The following is a 19,023-nucleotide window of genomic DNA, read 5'->3' as shown; positions in this document are numbered from 1 at the left end:
TCAGTCCCCTGCCAGCACGGCGAGCAGCATGGACGAGTCGCCCACCGCGCCAAAGACCCCACCCTGCATCTTGACCATGTTGAGCGCGGCCAAGTGGTTGCCGTGGTCCGTGGCGCCGCAGCAGTCTTCGAGCAGGATGCATTCGAAGCCGCGGTCGTTGCCCTCGCGCATGGTGGTATGGACACAGACATCCGTGGTGATCCCGGTGAGGATCAGGTTGGCGATGCCGCGGGTGCGCAGGATGAGTTCAAGATCCGTGGCGTAGAACGACCCCTTGCCGGGCTTGTCGATGACGATCTCGCCGGGTAGCGGCGCCAGCTCCGGAATGATCTCCCACCCCGGCTCACCCCGGATCAGGATGCGACCGCAGGGACCGTCATCGCCAATGCCGGCGCCGATGTTCCGCGAGCGCCAGCGCTTGTTGGCCGGCAAGTCGGACAGGTCGGGACGATGGCCCTCCCGGGTATGGATGATGGGAAATCCCTGGGCCCGCATGACCTCGAGCACCGACCTTATTGGCTCGATGGGCGCGCGGGTCAGCGACAGGTCGTAGCCCATGGCATCGACATAGCCGCCGACGCCACAGAAGTCGGTCTGCATGTCGATGATCACCAGGGCGGTGTTGGCCGGATCGAGCCGACCGTCATAGGGCCAGGGGTAAGGCGCTGAGGCGAGCAGACGTGGACTCATGGGTCACTCCTGAGCTGAGGGCGTGAACGGGCGCTCCGGTGCGGGCATTCCGCAGGAGGTGCCATCGGTGTGGACCACCTGGTCCTCCCACGGCAGCCGATAGCGACCCGCCGCCAGGTCATGCATGTAGGTGTAGGGGCAATCCTGGGCGCCGCCCTTGACGGCGGAATAGCCACGGTGGCCGAATTGGTAGATGTTGTTCTCCACGCCCCAGTGCACTCGCGCTTCACGCACCAGGTCCGGACGCATTTCACAGCAGACGATCTCGTCGGCACGACCGCCGCCCTGGTTCATCACGCTACCGTCGAAATCGACGAACATGGCTTCGCCCATCGAGTCGAAGGTGCCATCGGACCCACACATGCAGACGCTCGCGGTCTGCATCAGATTGCAGAAGGCATTGGCCTGGTTGGTGATCTGCCAGGCATGACGGATCGGGGCGGTATAGCCCGCGGTACGAATCATGATCTCGGCACCCTTGTAGGCGCACTCGCGCGCCATTTCCGGGAACATGCCATCGTGACAGATGATCAATGCCAGCTTGCTGCCACGCGGACCGTCACAGACTGGAATGCCCTGGTCGCCCGGCTCCCAGGGCTCGACCGGCACCCAAGGGTGCATCTTGCGGTAGTACAGGCGGATCTCGCCGGTATCGTCGACGATGAGACCACTGTTGAAAGGGTTGCCCGCTGGATTGGCCTCCATGATGGAGAAGCAACCCCAGATGCGGTTATCGACGCAGGCCTGGCGTAGCGCCGCCACTTCCGGCCCTTCCAGGGAGCAGAGGATCTCCGGTGAGGTATCCATGGACAGCCCGTGCAGCGAGTATTCCGGGAAGACGATCAGATCCAGGCTCGGCATGCCCCGCCGGGCCTTGCCGACCATTTCCACCACCCTCTGGGTCTGCGCCCACAGGGCCTCCCGGGTATGGGGATCCGGCAGCGACAGCTGCGCCAGACCGATCACGACGCCATTGGGCGACTTGTTCAAACCACCAAGACCACTGGACATGAGCTTTTACCTCTAGCGGGTGAGACTGAGCTCGCCGGGAGCGCCAGTCAGGGTTCGATTTGGCCGGCAGGTGACGAACATCACCAGCAGCGTCAGGGCATAGGGCGCGGCGGCGAACAGGTAGTAACCCGTACTGATACCCACTGCCTGCAGGGCGGGGCCAATGGCGCCGGCCGCGCCGAACAACAAGGAGGCCCACAGGCAATTCAGCGGTTGCCAGCGCGCGAAGATCACCAGGGCCACGGCCATCAACCCCTGGCCACTGGAAAGCCCCTCGTTCCAGCTGCCGGGGTAATACAGCGAGAGATAGGCGCCGCCGACGCCGGCGAGAAAGCCGCCGACCGACGTCGCCCAGATGCGTACCCTGATCGGGTGATAGCCCAGGGCCTGGGCCGATTCGGCATGATCACCGACCAGGCGCAGCATCAGGCCCCAGCGGGTGCTGCGCAGCCCCCAGTGCAGCAGGATGGCCAGGGCCACACCCAGGAAGAACAGCACATTGATGTTCAGTGCCGAGCGCACCCGCTCATCCGCGGACCAGTGCCCCAGCGAAAACGACGGCAGCATGGGTGCCTGCGGCTGGATGAAGGCCTTGCCGAGAAAGAACGCCAGGCCCGTTCCCAGCAGGATCAGGGCGATACCGAAGGCGATGTCGTTGACCTTGGGTAGCGAGCAGACGATGCCATGCAGCAACCCCAACAGCAGGCCGGTACAGCCTGCCGCGAGCACGCCCAGCCAGGGTGAGCCGGACAGGTAGGACGCGGCATAGCCGGTCATGGCCCCCGCGACTAGGATGCCTTCCAGGCCCAGGTTGATGCGTCCGCCTTTCTCGGTGAGGCACTCGCCCAGACTGACGAACAGAAAGGGCGTACCCACCCGCACCGCGCCGGCCAGCAGCGCCAGGAAGAAGGTCAGCCAATCGAGGTTAGCCATGTTCGGGAACGCCTCCGACCGGGGTTGCCGCCTTCGCCAACAGCCGCAGACGCCAGGCCGTGAGGCGTGGGCTCAGGGCTTCCCAGGCCAGCAGATTGGTGAACAGGATGCCCTCGAGGATCAGCGTCGTCGCATCGGGCAGGTCCAGGCGCCGCTGCAACAGGCTGCCGCTGGCCTCTACCCCGCCCAGCAGCGTGGCGCAGAGGATGATGGCCAGGGGGTTATGCCGGGCGGCGAAGGCCACCAGAATGCCGCTGGTGCCATAGCCGGCGATCAGCGCCGCGTTCGCACTGCCCTGCACCGCCGCGACCTCGAACATCCCGGCGAGCCCCGCCGCCGCCCCGCCGAGCAGGCAGGTCATCAGTACCAGGCGATTGACGGAAAGTCCCAGCATCCGCGCGGTTCGCACGTTGCCGCCGACGATGCCCAGGGCGAAGCCGCTGACACTATGGCGCAACAGGACATAGGCCAGCAGGCAGGCGATGACGCCCGCCACCAATCCCCAGTGCACGGCAAAGGCGTCGCTCACGGTACCGATGAGATAGGTATCCTCGAGCGGTACGGTCGAGGGCTTGTTCAGACTCGCCGGATCGCGCAGCGGGCCTTCGACCAATTGCCGAAACAGCGCGATGCCGATGTAGGAGAGCAGCAGGCTGCCGATCGTCTCGTTGAGGCCGCGGCTCTGCCGCATCCAGCCCGCCAGCCCGATCCACAGACCGCCGACCAGCATGGCCGCCAGGCCCATCAGTACCAGCATCAAAGGCCCGGGAAGCGCGGGTAGCCACAGGGGCAGCACCGCGGCGGCCAGACCGCCCAGTACCAGGGCCCCTTCCCCGCCGATGATGATCAGCCCGGCCCGGGCTGGCAGCGCGACGCACAGGGCGGTCAGCATCAGGGGCGCGGCGCGCTGGAGGGTATTTTCCCAGGCGAAGGAAGAGCTGAAGGCGCCTTCGAAGACCAAGGCGCCCGCCGCCAGCGCCGGCTTGTTCTGCACGGCGAGGAAGAGCAGAAACAGTGCGCCCGAGGACAGCACGGCGAGCAGCGTGGGCAGTCCGGGCAGCGCCCTGGCCGCCAGCCGTTGCAGCTTGTGTTCGAGGCTATTCATGCCACCCTCAGATATGGCCCTGGACGCCTTCGACCAGGTAGTTCATCCGCTCCAGCACCACGTCGGTCTGCGGCTGGCTGGTACCTTCCGCGATGACGACAGTGCCCTTGTTGTCCTTGATCGGGCCCTTGAAGATGACGAAGCTGCCCGCGAGCATCTGGGCCTTGATGGCGTCGGCCTGCTGCTTGGCCGCGTCGCTCACCTTCGGGCCGTAGGCCGAGGTCTTCACGAAGCCGTCCTTGAGCCCGCCACGCATGAAGTTGATCATCGGCTTGCCGGCCTGGGCGGCCTCGACATGGGCGCGATAAGGGGTTTCCCAATTCCACTCGGCACCGGTGAGATAGCCCTCAGGCGCCAGGGCCGCCTGGCTGGCGTGGTAGCCGCAGGTCATGACGCCCCGCTTTTCGGCGGTTTCGACGATCACCTTGGGACCATCCACGTGACAGGTCAGGACGTCGCAGCCGCGGTCGATCAGGCTGTTGGCCGCCTCGGCTTCCTTGACCGGCAGCGACCAGTCACCGGTGAAGATCACCGTGACGGTGATGCTCGGATCGACCGAGCGCGCACCGAGGGTGAAGGCATTGAGGTTGCGCAGCACCTGGGGCACGGGCTTGGCCGCGATGAAGCCGAGCTTCTTCGACTGGCTCATATGGCCCGCCACCACGCCGTTGAGGTACTGACCCTCATCGATGTAGCCGAAGAAACTGCCCGCATTGAGCGGATCCTTACCCTCCTGCCAGAGGCCACCGCAGTGGGCGAAGCGGACATCCGGATACTTCTTCGCCATCTTGAGCACATGGGGGTCGAAGTAGCCAAAGGAGGTGGGGAAGATCAGGGTGGCGCCATCCTGGCGGATCATCGCCTCCATGGATTTCTGCACCGCCACCGTCTCCGGGACATTCTCCTCTTCGATCACCTTGACGTTGGGCAGGGTCTTGATGATCGCAGCGGCCTGCGCATGGGCCTGGTTGTAGCCGAAATCATCGCGGGCGCCGACATAGATGAAGCCGACGACGAGGGGCTTGTCGGCAGCCCGGGCCAGGCTGAACGGGAGTGCGGCACTGGCGCCGATCAGCCCTGCCAGCTTGATGAAATTGCGACGGTCGATAGGATTCATGTCAAGGTCCTCGGTGGGTGTCGGGATCAGAGCGAAGCGCGATAGGCGCGCCAGCCTCCAAAGCGGGTGATGTCTTGGGCGCCATCGAGGCCGGCAGGCTCACAGATGAAGCCCTTGACCCAGCGTCCATCGGCCAACTCGACCGAGCCGATGCCGAGCGGCGCGGGAATCGCGGCGACGAAGGCGCCGAAGAGGCGCAGTGGCATGGTCCAGACCTCGAGGTCGATCGCCGCGCCCTCCTCCGCCACCCTGACCAGGCCAGGCTTGGCCGGCTGGGTATTGGCCAGGGCATAGAGTCGGTAGTGGTCACTGGTGGTGGTGCTGGACAGGCGCCGGGCACCGCTTTCGAGCAGTTGCCAGTTCAGCGGCTGGCCCCAGAGATGCGCGCCCACGACGGCCACTTCCACCTGGGGTTCACCGGCGTCCAGCGGCGCGAGGGCGATGGCGTCGCCTTGGTCTTCGCCTCCGAATAGCGATTGCCAGCGGGCGGCGGTCTCGGCCAGGTACTGGTCCGAACCAGCCCGGCCGATCAGGGTGATACCTGCCGGCAGACCATCGCCCCGGGGTACCCCTGGCAAAGCAAAGGCCGCCATGTTCATCAAATTGACGAAATTGGTGTAGTAGCCCAGGCGCGCATTGCTCTGGACGGGATCCGCCATGACCTCGGCGATGGTGGGCATGCACGGCGCCGTGGGCACCACCAGCAGGTCGAAGCCCGCCAGCAGTCGCTCGGCGTCCCGGGTCAGGGCTTGCAGCCGGTATTGCGCCTCAAAGGTATCGACCGCGGTAAAACGATCCGCGCCAGCCAGGATGCCCTTGACCACGGGATGGAGGGCAGCCGGTCGTTCAGCATAGAACTGCCCTACGGCAGCCCGTCTTTCGGCCACCCAGGGTCCCTGATAAAGCAGTGCGGCTGCTTCGGCCAGGACGGCATAGGGTATTTCGTCGATCGTGACGCTGGGATCCTGGCGCAACCGCGCCAGGCTCTGCGCGTAGGCTTGCGCGGCCTGGCCGTCGCCGAAGAATTCCGGCTGCGCCGGTACCGCCACCCTACGCCGCCGGCGCTGCACGGGCCGGGTCAGGGGTTGGCGCGCATAGGCGTCCTCTGCATCGTAGTGGGCCGCCACCTGCATGACCTGCCAGGCACTGGCGGCATCCGCGGCGAAGATGGACAGGGTATCGACGCTCCGGCAGGCCGGCACGACGCCGCGGCTGCTCAGCAGTCCCAGGCTCGGCTTGAGCCCGACGATCCCATTGAATCCGGCGGGCACCCGCCCGGAGCCGGCCGTATCCGTCCCCAGGGCGAAGGCGACATAGCCCAGGGCGACGGCGACGGCCGAGCCGGAGCTGGAGCCACCGGACACGTAGCGCTCATCGACCGCGTTGCGCACGGCGCCATAGGGCGAGCGGACGCCCACCAGGCCCGTGGCGAACTGATCGAGGTTGGTCTTGCCGACCAGGATGGCGCCGGCATCCAGCAGACGCTGGACGACGTAGGCGTTTTCCCGGGCCACGTAGGCGAACTCCGGACAGGCCACCGTGGTGGGGAGTCCTGCCACATCGATGTTGTCCTTGACCGCGAAGGGAATGCCAAAGAGTGGAAACCGCTCCTGCAGCGCGCCGCCGAGCTCGTTGGCCTGCTGCTCCAACTCCCGGGCCCGCGCCTGCAGGGCCGCCTGCGGCAGACGGTGAATCCATACCTCCGGTCGATCACTGAGCTCCAGCATCTCGAGCAAGGTCTGTACGGTCTGGCTGGGCGTCAGATCACCTGCGGCATAGCGCTGGGTCCGGGTACTGATGGGGTACGGATTCATGAGCATCCATTCCTGTATACAAGTGTGAATTCAAGATTTGCATGCTCTGTGCCAAGTTGTGCTTGGTGTCCAAGGGCGGCTTCTATTCCCCGTCCTTGAGCCTTCAGACACCAGCTAAAAGAACGGAGGTGACGGCCCAATGTGCGCCCCGTGCACCGGTAGCGTGCAGTCGGCTGATGCACGCACCGCTTTGGTTGGCGCCGCTTGGGCGGTTACGCCGGCCGCCAGTCGAGCACCTTCCATCCTGCGGCCTGGGCCTGAGCCAGCAGTACCTCGTCGGGGTTGACCGCCACCGGGTGCTCGACCTTGCTCAACAGGGGCAGGTCGTTACGGGAGTCTGAGTAGAAACTGGCGCCCGCCAGGGACTCGTGCTGCTCCTGAAGCCACTGCTCGAGACGGATCACCTTGCCCTCACGGTAGGTGAGCACGCCCGAGGTGCGCCCCGTATACCGACCTGCGACGACCTCCACGTCTATCGCCAGCACCTCGTCGATACCGAGGCAGGCCGCGATGGGTTGGACCAGGAAGGCCGCCGAGGCCGAAATTACCAGCAGACGGTCGCCCGCCTGGCGGTGGGCCTCCACGGTGCTGCGGGCGTCGGGATAGAAGCGCGGTGCGATGACCGTATCGAGGTAACCGTGCACCACCTCGGCCACCTCCTTGGGCGTCCGGCCAACCAGCGGTTCGAGGCTGAACGCCATGTAGTCTTCCATGGCCAGTTGCCCCTGGCCGTACAGGGCCATGAGCGCCTGGTCGCGGCGCGGGAAGTCCTCGGCGTCTACCCAGCCGATGCGTGCCATCCAGGCACTCCAGAGGCTGGCGCAATCGCCGTGGATGAGGGTTTCGTCGAGGTCGAACAAAGCAAGAGCCATGGGAATTTTCCAGCGTGTTGAAGAGACGCGGCCGCCAACAGCGCGCTGGCGGCCGGGAGGGACGGCTCAGCCCATTGCCGGCGCTACCGCACCTTTGGCGGCCGGACGCGGGGCCACGCCGAGCTCGAACAGATCGGCGACCCGCCGGCTTTCCGCCTCACTGGGCTTGATGGCCAGAGCGCAACCCACAAACACCAGGGCATTGAAGATCACGCCGACGATCCCGCTGGTGAGCGAACCCAGGGCAGCGATGTCGTCCGGGTAGAGCACCGTCAGGACGATGGCGATGAGAATGCCGGTGAGCATCCCCAGGATGGCGCCCTGCTTGTTGCCCCAGCGGGTGAAGATGCCGAAGAACAGCGGCACGGCCAGCTGGATGATCCCCTGGTAGGAGATCTGGGCCAGCAGCTGCAGGCGTGAGTAGTTGAACGTCAGGTAGGCCACCACGGCGGCGGCGGCGATGAAGACGATCATTCCGCCCTTGGCCAGCGCGGTGAGCTGGCGGTCGGTCCGGGGCGTGGTCCAGGTCGCGAGATCATTAGCGAACTGCACACCGCAGACCTGCACGCAGCCGTCGACGTGACCGATGCTCGCGGCCAGGACGATGGCGATGGCCAGCGCCAACAGCCACGGCCCGCCGATATCGAACAGGGACAGGAACCAGCCCTGCTGCGGATGGGCCGCCACGTTCGGGTCCTGGCTGACCGCGGCGGCGAACAGCATGAGGATGCCGTAGAAGCCGCCCACCAGCAGGATGGTATAGACCGTGCCCTTCTTTACCGAGCGGACGCCGCTGGCGGTGTAGATGCGCTGGAAGCTCATGGGCCAGCACATGGAGCCGATCACCCCGGTGAAGATCAGGCTGAACATGTACCAGGCGCCATAGCCGGTGCCGGTGTCTCCGGGAATCAGCAGCATCTTGGCCGGCAGTTCGGCCAGGTTGGCGAAGGAGGCGTTTTCACTGCCCCCCAGCAGGAAGACGCAGAGCGCCGCGGCCAGGACGTAGGCGATCAGGCCCTGGTACATGTCGGTCATGATCAGGCCACGCATGCCCATGCTCACCGTCCAGTATTGGCGGATCAGCACCACCAGCACGCCCGCGGTCAGGCAGGCGGTGATGCCCCAGCTGCCGAAGCTGGCGAACTGGAACAGCATGGCCAGTGCCTGGATGCCCATGACCACCCAGGGGAATACCGAGATACCGCATGGACTCGGCCTGGTTCGGCCAGGGCGCACAGATTAAGCAACGCGCCTTAGATGCCGCACTGCAACTCGCCGCTTAATCGTCACCTACCTCACCCATCGCGCCCGGTCAGCCTTGTGCTGGCTGGGCGTTTTTATGTCAGCAGGTGAATACCATGAAAGCAACGTCATTGAACGGCAGCACCCGCAAGAAACGTCCTGCCCTGCGCTTGGTCAGCACCAAGGAGCTGCCGCGCGAGGACTGGCTGCAGATCCGCAAGCAGGGCATCGGCAGTTCGGATGCCGCCGCTGCCGTGGGACTGAACCCCTACAAGTCGCAGCTGGAGCTATGGCTGGAGAAAACCGGCCGCGACACCGAGCTGCCCAAGGCCGATCCCCACGATGAGGAAAGCCCGATGTACTGGGGCAATGTCCTGGAACCCATCGTAGCCTGGCATTACAGCAAGCGCACCAAGAACAAAGTCCGGCGTATCAACGCCGTGCTGCAGCATCCCGATCCCGAGTTGCCCTGGATGCTGGCCAACATCGACCGTGAGGTGATCGGTGCCGACGACGTGCAGATCCTCGAATGCAAGACCGGCGGCATAAACGGGGCACGCCTCTGGAAAGAAGGCGTGCCCGAGTATGTGCAGCTGCAGGTGATGCACCAGCTCGCCGTCACCGGCAAGCAGGCTGCGGATGTGGCCGTGCTGCTCGGCGGACAGACGCTGGATATCCACCGCATCGAGCGGGACGAGCAGATGATCGCTCGCCTGATCGAACTGGAGCGCAAGTTCTGGCACTACGTGGAAACCGATACGCCACCGCCAGCCGATGGCACCGTCTCTGCTGAAGCAGCACTGCGCTGCCTCTATCCAGAGGATAACGGTCAGGTCGTCGACTTCAGCAGCCATGCCGGACTGGCCGCTGCCTTCATCGAGCTCAAGGCCGTTCGCCAGTCGATTGCCGACAAGGAAAAGCGCGAGGCCGAGCTCAAGCAGATGCTGCAACAGGCCATGGGTGATGCCAGTCGGGCGGAGTTCTCCAGCGGCTACGTCAGCTGGCGCAAGGCCAAGGACAGCGTCGGTCTCGATGTCGCTCAACTGCTCCAGGAAAAGCCCTACCTGCAGGCCAAGTACCCGCTGCTGAAACCCGGTGCGCGGCGTTTCCTGGTCGGCTGATTTCCATCTCCATCAACTCTTCCCCCCCTTGGCCAGTCCATGCAGTTCGTGCTGCGTGGCTGGCCTTTTTTCATTTTCAGGAGAACCCCCATGCTCAAAGGTCTGGCTATCACGCCCCCGGTGCTCGGACGCATCTCTATCGGTAAGGTCGTCAAGAAGAACGGCAAGCGCCTTCCGGAGAAGGATGACCAGTTCACCATCACCTCCCAGGTACAAGGCAATGACGGCTGGTTGCTGCACCCGCTCAATGATGAGCTGCGTCAGGGCAAGGAAGACAAGCTGCGCAGCATCCCGGTACGCCTGCTGTTCAACGAACCGGAGCTGAACTTTCGCGCCGACTACACCCTGTTCGACCGGCAATCCGGGCGGCCGCTGTGCGTGGGCAACGGCGAGATCTGCAAGCGGGTCACCCAGGACGGCATGCAGTCACTGCCCTGCCCTTCGCCAGACACCTGCTCGTTGGCCAAAGGCAATGCCTGCAAACCTTACGGCCGACTGAACGTGATCATTGGTGACGACGATCCGCTGGGCAGCTTCGTGTTCCGCACCACCGGCTTCAACAGCATACGCACCCTGGCAGCCCGGCTACATTACTTCCAGGCCATTTCCGGCAATCGCTTGGCCTGCCTGCCGCTGGAGCTGCGCCTACGCGGCAAGTCGACGCGCCAGAGCCACGGCACCCCGATCTTCTACGTCGACCTCACGGTACGCAACGGCATGGGCATGGCTGAAGCTCTGCAGCAGGCGGGCGAGCTCGCGGCGCAACGGCAAGCCGCCGGCTTCGATCAAGGGGCGCTGGATGAGGCAGCCCGCCGGGGCTTCGGCAATGGCGCCTTTGAGGACAGCGAAGAAGACAGTCACGCCGTGATCGAGGAGTTCTTCACCGCCCCAGAGCCAGCCAGCTCGACCGCCCCCGTTGATTCACAGGCGGCGCCCAAATTCCTCGCAGACAAACTGGAAGCCCTCGCCTCACAGCCCCACTGAATCCCACCTGCCTGCGCTGCCGTCATCGGCCAGGCAGGTTTTCTTGGAGACTCACTATGCTTCTACTTCGATTTCTACTCCACCTGCTCATCTTCATCGGCGCGCTCGCGGCCGCTGCTACGGTGGTGCTGAGCATCTTGCTCATGCTGCGCTTCCCGCCGCTGCTGCTCGCCGTGGTCCTGGCCTGCTGGATGCTGAATCGCCTGCTCAGATTGCTCTGCCCACGCCCGGGCAATCCCTGCTGAAAACCCCCAGCGACAACCGCCAACCAGTCATCACCAGCGGCTGTGCATTCGGCCGTTATTACCACGAGGAACCATGATCAGATGCTTAATCTGCGAGTCCAAGGCCATTCTGACGCGGGACGTTGCCAAGGGCATCGCCCTGCTGGTCAGCCTGGCCGACAGTGCATTGCAGGGGGCTCAGGAGGCGGACACAGATACCCCAACCCTGGGGTCGCCAAATATCACTTCGGAGGGTTCAGGTATTTGTGCCTGCGCTGTGGATCGCTGTTCGATGAGCCGGGTACAGAGGAGGCGTCCGAGCCCGCCATGTAGTCGCCATGATTCAGCGCTCAGTCCTGGCCGAGCCGGGCAACCAGGCGCTCCACCATGTCCATGACAAGCTCACGGTCTGCCGCTGTCAGCCGGGAAAGAAGGTCATGGAGCCTGCGGGCCTGGTCCTCCGGGCGGGAGCTCCCTCGGTCAGCAGGTCGGCTGTTTCGCAGTTGAAGATAGTTGCCAGCTCGACCAGACGCTCATGATGATTCTTGGGAGGACCGACCTTAACAATCGCTTAGCTTGCAATCAATGAGCCTGGCGTACAGGTGTGTTTCAGCCATGCGGCTGGACAAACGCAACGCGCCATGCTGAAGCCCGGCTTCAGCATGGCGCGGGTCACACCCGGGCGGTCAACGTTTGCCAATGCTAGCCAGGTAATCCAGGCAGCTGTCGACGGTTTCCACGTCGGCGAACTTGGCATCAATGTCAAACAGGTTCCAGGCCACCGCGCCCGGTACCCGGTCGCCGATGCACTCTTTCACGGCGATGGTGCGGAAGCCTTCGGCCAGGCCGTCGCACAGGGTGGTACGCACGCAAGCCGAGGCCGTCACGCCGGTCACCAGGATGGTGTCGACCCCTGCCGAGCGCAGGTACCCGGCCAGCGAGGTGCCGCTGAACGAACTGGCGCGCTTCTTCACCAGCACGAACTCGCCATCGACTGGCGCGATGCGCGAGTCGATCGCCCAGAGGTTCTCATCGGCCTGGTTGACCACGTCCACCGGGATCTTGTTGTGCCACTGGCCCATGTCGGTGTTGGGGTCATGGCGGTCGGTGTTCTGGTAGCAGGTGGTGACGTGGACGATCGGGAAGTGGTTGGCACGGAACACCTTCATCAGGCGCTGCACGCCGGGGATGATTTCGTCGTCGATCTTTTCGCAGGTGAACGGGTTGCCTGGGCGGGTCCAGGCGTTGGCCAGGTCGACGTTGATCAGCGCCGGGCGCTTGCCGAAGCCGATACGGCGCTGGAAGCCACGCTCCTTGTAGAGCTTGGTCGATTCTTCGAAGGCGCGTTCGAGCATGGTCATCAGGTCTTGCGACATAGTGAATCTCCCCAGTGGGTCGTTGTGAGCGGTTCGGCAAGGAAGGTTTGCCTTGACCTGGAACTCACGATAATCTCGGCCACTGATGACATCCAATTCATTGTTGGCGAGCATTGATACCAAAATGAGCATTAATATCCGCTTTGATCTCAAGCAGATAAAAGCCTTCGTCCGCGTCGCGCAACTGCTGCATTTCAAGCGCGCCGCCGATGCCCTGTTCATCACCCAGCCGGCTTTGAGCCGCCTGATCAAGGCGCTGGAAAGCGAGCTGGGGGCGGAGTTGTTCATGCGCACCACGCGCCATGTGGCGCTGACCGAGGCCGGTCGGCTGTTCTTGCAGGAATGCCAGCAGGTGTTCCGCCATATCGAACGCGGTATCGACCTGGCGCGTAGCGCCGCGGCGGGGGACATCGGCCACCTGACCGTGGCCTACAACGACTTCGCCATCAACGGCGCGCTGCCGGGCATTCTCGAGCGCTTCAAGGACCTGCACCCGGATGTGACCGTGGAGTTGCTGTACATGCCCTCTCACGAGCAGTACAAGGCGATCCGCGATTGCCTGATCGACGTGGGGTTCCTGCTGGGGCCAATGACCGAGCCGGACATCGCCTCATTGCCGGTGAACCAGGAACGCATGGTGGCAATTCTGCCGTCACGGCACCCGCTGGCCGGACAGGCCACTTTGCGCATCGAACAGTTGCGCGACGAGCGCTTCATCTTCGGTGCGCCCAGTGGCTGGAGCCAATTCCGCGACCAGGCGTTTCAGCTGTGCCAGCGCGCCGGTTTCAGCCCGAACATTCACCAGGAGGCCACCACCAGCATCGGTATCCTCGGGCTGGTGGCGGCCAACATGGGGGTGTCGCTGTATTCGGAATGCGCCTACCGGATCCAGCGCGAAGGCGTGGTCATCGTGCCGCTGCAGGACGAGCATGCCCAGGTGCAGACCATCGCCGCGTGGAACGAGGAATACCAGAGCCCTACCGCCGCGCGTTTCAAAGCCCTACTAGGGCACCGAGCTGCGGAGCTTCACGCCTGATCTGATGGCGTAAGGCCGAAGCGATCGGTACTGGCATCGTAGCGCCAGTCGTGGCCGACACTGCTGGCCAGCCACTGCGCGCCATTGCCGGTGAGCTCTTGCTGGGGATAGCGCCGAACGATCCAGAACTTCATTAGCATGGCATGGATCACCAAACCGCTGACGAAACCGACTACAAATGCCCAGTCACCGGAACAGTACGCCAACACGCTGGCCGCAGCCCACGCTAACAAGCCGGCAGGGTTGAAACCGCGCCAATAGTGGAATTGCCCTTGCAGCTCATACAACTGCGGCACGTTCAACCGGCGTCGCCGAATCAGGTAATAGTCAGCCACCATGATCCCGCCAATTGCCGAGAGGAACGATCCATACGAAAACAGGAAGGCGAACAGGTTATCGAGGATGGCCCACGGCATCGAAAGTGTACCGATGACTCCCGCGATCATCACTGCAGTCGGGTATCTGACTCGTGGTGCTCCAGCATTGACGAAGGTCAGCGCCGCCGGGATCAGGTTGGCTGCAGTATTGGTCGACCACTGTGCCAGCACCACCAGGACCATCAGCACGACCAGGCTCAGCCCGGTGCTCTGGGCCTGGATGACATTGATTGGATTCCAGTCTCCGGCGGCGACGAAAGATGCCGCGCCAATGACCGCGATCCAGGTCTGAGTCAGCGGTAATGCGACCAGTTGAGCAAGAAAGATATGCCGGTTACGAGACAGGAACCCCCGAGCATTGACTGGTGTCCGCACGTAACGGGTGATATTGGGAATGTCGATGGCCAAGGTCGACCAGAAAGCCACGTTAGCCAGGAACAGGGTAATGATGGTCAGCTGCTTGTCGCCGACGAACGTCCAGATATTGACCCCTTTGGTGACTGCCAGCACATCGAGGGTCAGGTACATCCAAACCGAGATGGCAATGATCGCCGGCGCTGCGATGGACGAGAGAAACTCTACCGCCTTGATACCCAGCGCGGTATTGATGATTTGCACCACTGCGAAGATCACATACCACAAGGCCCAGTTGTCGAACCCGGTCAAGTACTCGACGATACCGCTCAGGGCCAGGGCGCCGAGGTAGGTCTGGATACCGAACCAGATCGCCGCGACCAGGCCGCGAAACAATGACGGAATGTGTGTGCCATGCACGCCGAACGGCGCTCGCAAATACACCGCGAAAGACAAACCATGTTCGGTACCGATGTCCGCGGTCAGGGTCATCAGTAGCGCCAGGACGATGTTGGCCAGCAGAATGATCGCTACGACCTGTGGCAGCGGCAGGCCGGCAACACCCGTAGCACCCAGCTGGAAGGTGGCGATCATGAACGCGATACCGATCCAGATCCAGGTGAAACCCAGGGTACCGATCGAGCGATGTCGTCGTTGTACCGGAAGAATCGACGGTTCCAACAGGTTGTGACGGGAGACGGCCGGAGTCGGTGAGACAGAAGTCAATTCGGGGCTGTTCATCGAAGCACCTGTGCATGAATGGAAGGCGCAACCTACCTGCCATGGCGATGGCCGCAGGCTCTTGGGGAAAGGAACGAACGTGGGCAACGGCCTTTGCTGGCGAATAGCAACCCAGCAAAGGCTGCGGCGGGCAGACCTGTGGTCAGCCCTGCAGTTGCTGGCGCCGGGCGCGGGTGGCCTCGATGTCCAGGCGCACCTGCTCGTCGAGCACCACTCCGTACACCTCAAAGGCCTGTTCGAGGCTGCAGAAGTCATCCAGCACGTCTTCGCGCACCTGCTCGGCACTGCGTTCTAGCGGGTTGCCATAGCCACCGCCACAGGGCGAGTAGTAGGCCATCACATCCCCCGCCTTGGACGCGTACCCGGAGAACTTCGACGGCATCGACACCACCTGCCCGGGGCTGGCGACATTGTAGATCTCGGTCTTGCCTACCACCCCGTCGCAGCCACCGAACACCCCCCAGGGCACATCGAAATGCCGTTCGCTTTCGTGGGTGATGAAGCCCGCCGTGAGCACCCGCTGGGCCTTTACCACACCGATGCCACCGCGGTACTTGCCAGCGCCTGGCTGCACATCGTCACGCAGCTCGTAGCGGTCGCAGATCATCGGCAGGTGCATCCCCAGGTCTTCGATGGGGTTGTTGCGGGTGTTGGCCATCAGGTTGTCGATGGCATCGGGCCCGTCGGATTTCGGCCGCCCGCCGTATGCCCCTTCGTTGACTTCGAGGAATACCCAATAGTCGCCATCGGCCTTCACCCCGGAATAGGCAGCGAAGGAGATCGACGCCGAGCTGCCGGCGATCACCCGCTCCGGCAGCACCGGGGCCAGGGCCTTGATGATGAGATCGATCATCCGGTTGCACTGGGTGAAGCGCGCCTCGGCAGCGGCTGGGAACACTGGGTTGAAAATCGTGCCCAGCGGCGCCACGACGCTGATCGGGCGGAACGACCCCTCGTTGGACGGCACCGGGCTGGGCAGCGTGGCAGCGTCGAGCAGCAGCTTGCGGAAGGCGGCGTAGGCGGCCACCTTGCACGAACCTTCGAACGGCACGTTATAGGCGGTTTCGGTTTGCAACGCCGAACCGGTCAGGTCCACCTCCAGGGCATCACCGCTCACTTTTACCGTGACCACCACCGGCAGGCGCCGCTCGCGGTTGCGGCCGTCGTCGTCGAGGAAGCCTTCGGCGCGGTAGTCGCCATCGGGAATCTGCGCGATCTGCTGGCGCATGATGGTTTCGGCGTAGTCGATCAACTGGTTGATCGCGGTAAAGCTGAAGTCCTTGCCGTAGCGGGTCAGTAGTTCCTTGAAGCGCCGGGCGCCCAGCTGCGCCGAGGCCACCTGGGCTTCGATGTCGCGAATCAGCTGGTCGGATGCACGGCTGTTGTAACGGAACATCTGCACCAGCGCTTCGTTGCGCACACCGCGCTCATAGAGCTTGAGCCCGGCCATCAGCATGCCTTCGGCGTACACGTCGCCTACGTCGATGATCAACCCCGGCGTAGCTGCGCCGATGTCGATGTGGTGCGCGGTGTTGCCGGAAAAGCCCACCAGCTCGCCTTCATGGAAAATCGGCACGATCACCGCCAGGTCCGGGCTGTGGCTGGAGCCGTGATAGGGATGGTTGTGCACCACCACATCGCCCTCGTGCCAGGCGCCACCTTGCAGGGTGGCCTCGATGCCGCGCAGGTAGGCCGGGATCGAGCCGATGTGCATCGGCGTGGATTCGGACTCGCAGATGGTCTGGTAGCGGGTGTCGAACAGCCCGGCGCCCATGTCCTGGGACTCGCGGATGATCGATGAGAACGACATGCGGTACAGCACGTGGCCCATCTCTTCGGCGATGGTCTTCAAGGCGCCGCTGATGACTTGCAGGGTGATCGGATCGACCGGTTGCGTATTCATGGCTGTGTCCTCTGGCGTTACTGGCGGGAGATGATCAGGTTGCCGTGGGCGCTCACCCTGGCCACCCAACCCGGCGGCACCAGCGAGGTGGAGTCGTGCTGCATGAGCATGGCCGGGCCTTCGATGTACTGGCCGGCGTGCAGCTTGCTGCGGTCATAGCGTGGCGTGGGCAGGCACTGGCCATCGTCGAACCAGGTGTCGCGCTCGTAAAGGAAGGCCTGGCCGGTGTCGCTGTCGACCGCCGCCGGCAGCGGCTGCCAGGCCAGCTTCTCGGACTGGGAATGGCCGATGACACGCAGGCTGACGACTTCCACCGGGGCATCGGCGTAGCAATAGCCGTAGTCCTGCTCATGCACTTGGTGGAAATGCGCCATGACCTGGGCAATGGCCTGGTGGTCCACCCTGCCGCCAGGGATCAGGGCACGCAACTCGAAGCCCTGACCGTCGTAGCGGCATTCGGCGATGCGGGTCAGCTGCATGCAGGCATCGTCCACGCCATCGTTGCGCAGTTGTTGCCGAACATTGGCTTCCAGTTCCTGCAAGGCGCTTTCGAGCCGATTCAATTGCGTGTCGTCGATGGTATTCAGGGTGCACAGCAACGAGCGCAGGGCCTCGTACTGCAGGTCGGTGGTCAGCAGGCCTGCGGCGGCGGTGATGCCCGGCGCTGGCGGGATGAGCACCGACTTGGCATTGACCTCATCGGCCAGCGCCGGACCATGCACCGGCCCTGCCCCGCCGAACGGCATCAGCACGAAATCGCGGGGGTCGATACCACGGGCCACCGAGTTGGAACGAATGGCCAGGGCCATGTTGTTGTTGACCACCCGCAGGATGCCCAGGGCCGCCCGGTGCACGCTAAGGCCCAACGGCTTGGCGATCTTCGCCTCGATGGCCTGGAACGACAGCGCCGGGTCGATCTTCAGGTCGCCGCCCAGCATCTGGTCCGGGTCCAGACGGCCCAACACGATGTTGGCGTCGGTCACGGTGGGCTCCTCGCCACCGCGGCCGTAACAGGCCGGGCCGGGGTTGGAACCGGCCGAGCGTGGGCCGACCTGGAAGCCACCGGCCGGGTCGATGAAGGCCACCGATCCGCCACCGGCACCGATGGTGATCAGGTCGATCATCGGCACCAGCACCGGGTGCCCGGACACGTAGGAGTCGCGCGGGTTCATCACCTTGATCTGGCCATCGACCAAGGTCGAGATGTCCGCCGAGGTACCACCAATGTCGACGGTGATGATGTTGCGCTCACCGTCGAGCCCAGCGAAGTAATGCCCGCCCATCACGCCACCGGCGGGGCCGGACATGAGGATGTTCACCGGCCGCTCGCAGCAGCTTTCAACGGTGGCCACACCGCCGTTGGACTGCATGATGCGCAGGTCGGCCTGGATGCCGTTTTCACGCAGCTGGCTGGCCAGGTGGGTCAGGTAGTGGGCGGTGCGCGGTCCGACGTAGGCGTTCATGGCCGTGGTGGAAAAGCGCTCGTACTCGCGCATCACGTCCACCACATCGGTGGAGCAGCAGACGAACGCCTCGGGCATCACCTTCTGCACGATGGCCTTGGCGCGCAGCTCATGGGAGCGGTCGAGGAAGGCGTACATGAAGCCGATGATTACGGCCTGCACGCCACGGGCCTTGAGCAACTGCGCGGCCTCGCGGACTTCCTGCTCGTCCAGCGGCGTCTCGACCTGGCCATGGGGCGGTAGGATGCGCTCGTTGATGGCGATGCGGTTACGCCGACGCACCAGCGGTGTGCTCTGCCATGGCACATCGAACTGCAGCGAGAAGTTGTAGGGCCGTTTGTGCCGGCCAATGTGCAGAATGTCGCGGAAGCCCCTGGTGGTGAGCATGCCCACCTCGGCGCCATTGTGTTCGATGGAAATGTTGGTCGCCACCGTAGTGCCATGGACGATCAGGTCCACTTCTTCGGCGCCGATTCCGGCCTTGGCACACAGCTCGAGAATCCCGCGCATCACAGCGATGGACTGGTCTTCGAGGGTGGTGGGGACCTTGTGGGAAAAGATCCGCCGGCCGATGGAGTCGCGCTCCGTGGTTTCCAGGATCAGGTCTGTGTTGGTACCGCCGACATCTACGCCTATACGGGCCATTCTGCGTCACTCCTG

At 64.0% G+C, this 19,023-nt stretch carries 15 protein-coding genes and 2 pseudogenes; 4 read left to right on the top strand and 13 right to left on the bottom strand.

Annotated features, from left to right (window positions below):
• The 8 genes and pseudogenes from BMZ43_RS23990 to BMZ43_RS23955 form a co-directional block, all read right to left on the bottom strand.
• Positions 1 to 690, bottom strand: coding sequence for a biuret amidohydrolase (locus tag BMZ43_RS23990; protein WP_007162802.1), 690 nt, complete (start codon positions 688 to 690; stop codon positions 1 to 3).
• Positions 691 to 693: 3 nt separating this feature from the next.
• Positions 694 to 1,701 (bottom strand): formamidase, encoded by a 1,008-nt coding sequence (locus tag BMZ43_RS23985; RefSeq protein ID WP_007162801.1) that lies wholly within the window; start codon positions 1,699 to 1,701, stop codon positions 694 to 696.
• A gap of 12 nt (positions 1,702 to 1,713) precedes the next feature.
• Positions 1,714 to 2,634 (bottom strand): ABC transporter permease, encoded by a 921-nt coding sequence (locus BMZ43_RS23980; protein ID WP_007162800.1) that lies wholly within the window; start codon positions 2,632 to 2,634, stop codon positions 1,714 to 1,716.
• Positions 2,627 to 3,739, bottom strand: a complete 1,113-nt coding sequence (locus tag BMZ43_RS23975) for an ABC transporter permease (RefSeq protein ID WP_074585156.1) — start codon at positions 3,737 to 3,739, stop codon at positions 2,627 to 2,629. Before BMZ43_RS23975 ends, BMZ43_RS23980 begins: the two co-directional genes overlap by 8 nt.
• A gap of 7 nt (positions 3,740 to 3,746) precedes the next feature.
• Positions 3,747 to 4,856, bottom strand: coding sequence for a BMP family ABC transporter substrate-binding protein (locus tag BMZ43_RS23970; protein ID WP_093257311.1), 1,110 nt, complete (start codon positions 4,854 to 4,856; stop codon positions 3,747 to 3,749).
• 26 nt (positions 4,857 to 4,882) lie between these two features.
• Positions 4,883 to 6,670 (bottom strand): allophanate hydrolase, encoded by a 1,788-nt coding sequence (gene atzF / locus BMZ43_RS23965; protein ID WP_093257309.1) that lies wholly within the window; start codon positions 6,668 to 6,670, stop codon positions 4,883 to 4,885.
• Positions 6,671 to 6,882: 212 nt separating this feature from the next.
• On the bottom strand, positions 6,883 to 7,542 hold the full coding sequence (locus tag BMZ43_RS23960) for an HAD family hydrolase (RefSeq protein WP_093257307.1): 660 nt from the start codon (positions 7,540 to 7,542) through the stop codon (positions 6,883 to 6,885).
• Positions 7,543 to 7,608: 66 nt separating this feature from the next.
• Positions 7,609 to 8,742 (bottom strand): annotated as a pseudogene (locus tag BMZ43_RS23955) (sodium:solute symporter family protein); the annotation flags it as partial.
• 158 nt (positions 8,743 to 8,900) lie between these two features.
• Between BMZ43_RS23955 and BMZ43_RS23950 the strand changes: the two are divergent.
• The 3 genes from BMZ43_RS23950 (at position 8,901) to BMZ43_RS23940 (ending at position 11,134) form a co-directional block, all read left to right on the top strand.
• Positions 8,901 to 9,905: a YqaJ viral recombinase family nuclease gene (locus tag BMZ43_RS23950; protein WP_033959472.1), complete on the top strand. Its 1,005-nt coding sequence runs from the start codon at positions 8,901 to 8,903 to the stop codon at positions 9,903 to 9,905.
• 90 nt (positions 9,906 to 9,995) lie between these two features.
• Complete coding sequence (locus tag BMZ43_RS23945) at positions 9,996 to 10,889, top strand: recombination directionality factor (RefSeq protein WP_093257305.1); 894 nt, start codon at positions 9,996 to 9,998, stop codon at positions 10,887 to 10,889.
• A 56-nt stretch (positions 10,890 to 10,945) separates the two neighbouring features.
• Positions 10,946 to 11,134 carry a hypothetical protein gene (locus BMZ43_RS23940; RefSeq protein ID WP_009683519.1) on the top strand — a complete coding sequence of 63 codons (189 nt, stop codon included), beginning with the start codon at positions 10,946 to 10,948 and terminating at the stop codon, positions 11,132 to 11,134.
• 329 nt (positions 11,135 to 11,463) lie between these two features.
• Here the strand turns inward: BMZ43_RS23940 and BMZ43_RS27545 are convergent.
• Positions 11,464 to 11,648: pseudogene (locus tag BMZ43_RS27545) on the bottom strand (transcriptional regulator); the annotation flags it as partial.
• Between the two features lie 151 nt (positions 11,649 to 11,799).
• Positions 11,800 to 12,489: an isochorismatase family protein gene (locus BMZ43_RS23925; protein ID WP_009683518.1), complete on the bottom strand. Its 690-nt coding sequence runs from the start codon at positions 12,487 to 12,489 to the stop codon at positions 11,800 to 11,802.
• A gap of 124 nt (positions 12,490 to 12,613) precedes the next feature.
• On the opposite strand from BMZ43_RS23925, the gene BMZ43_RS23920 reads away from it, so the two are divergent.
• Entirely contained in the window at positions 12,614 to 13,525 is a 912-nt protein-coding gene (locus tag BMZ43_RS23920) for a LysR family transcriptional regulator (protein ID WP_093257303.1), read from the top strand.
• On the opposite strand, the gene BMZ43_RS23915 is transcribed toward BMZ43_RS23920, so the two are convergent.
• The 3 genes from BMZ43_RS23915 to BMZ43_RS23905 form a co-directional block, all read right to left on the bottom strand.
• A complete protein-coding gene (locus tag BMZ43_RS23915) occupies positions 13,516 to 14,997 on the bottom strand; it encodes an NCS1 family transporter (RefSeq protein WP_023101486.1) in 1,482 nt (493 codons plus the stop codon). The genes BMZ43_RS23920 and BMZ43_RS23915 overlap by 10 nt on opposite strands.
• A gap of 142 nt (positions 14,998 to 15,139) precedes the next feature.
• Positions 15,140 to 16,900 carry a hydantoinase B/oxoprolinase family protein gene (locus BMZ43_RS23910; protein WP_009683515.1) on the bottom strand — a complete coding sequence of 587 codons (1,761 nt, stop codon included), beginning with the start codon at positions 16,898 to 16,900 and terminating at the stop codon, positions 15,140 to 15,142.
• Positions 16,901 to 16,917: 17 nt separating this feature from the next.
• The gene (locus tag BMZ43_RS23905) at positions 16,918 to 19,008 is read right to left on the bottom strand and encodes a hydantoinase/oxoprolinase family protein (RefSeq protein ID WP_023101487.1); all 2,091 of its coding nucleotides are present in this window, start codon (positions 19,006 to 19,008) and stop codon (positions 16,918 to 16,920) included.
• Positions 19,009 to 19,023: the final 15 nt, after the last annotated feature.

The sequence above is a fragment of the Pseudomonas sp. Snoq117.2 genome (genome assembly GCF_900110545.1).
Classification (GTDB): domain Bacteria; phylum Pseudomonadota; class Gammaproteobacteria; order Pseudomonadales; family Pseudomonadaceae; genus Chryseomonas; species Chryseomonas benzopyrenica.
Note: the sequence above shows the minus strand (reverse complement) of the source record. Positions and strands in the feature narration are given on the sequence as shown.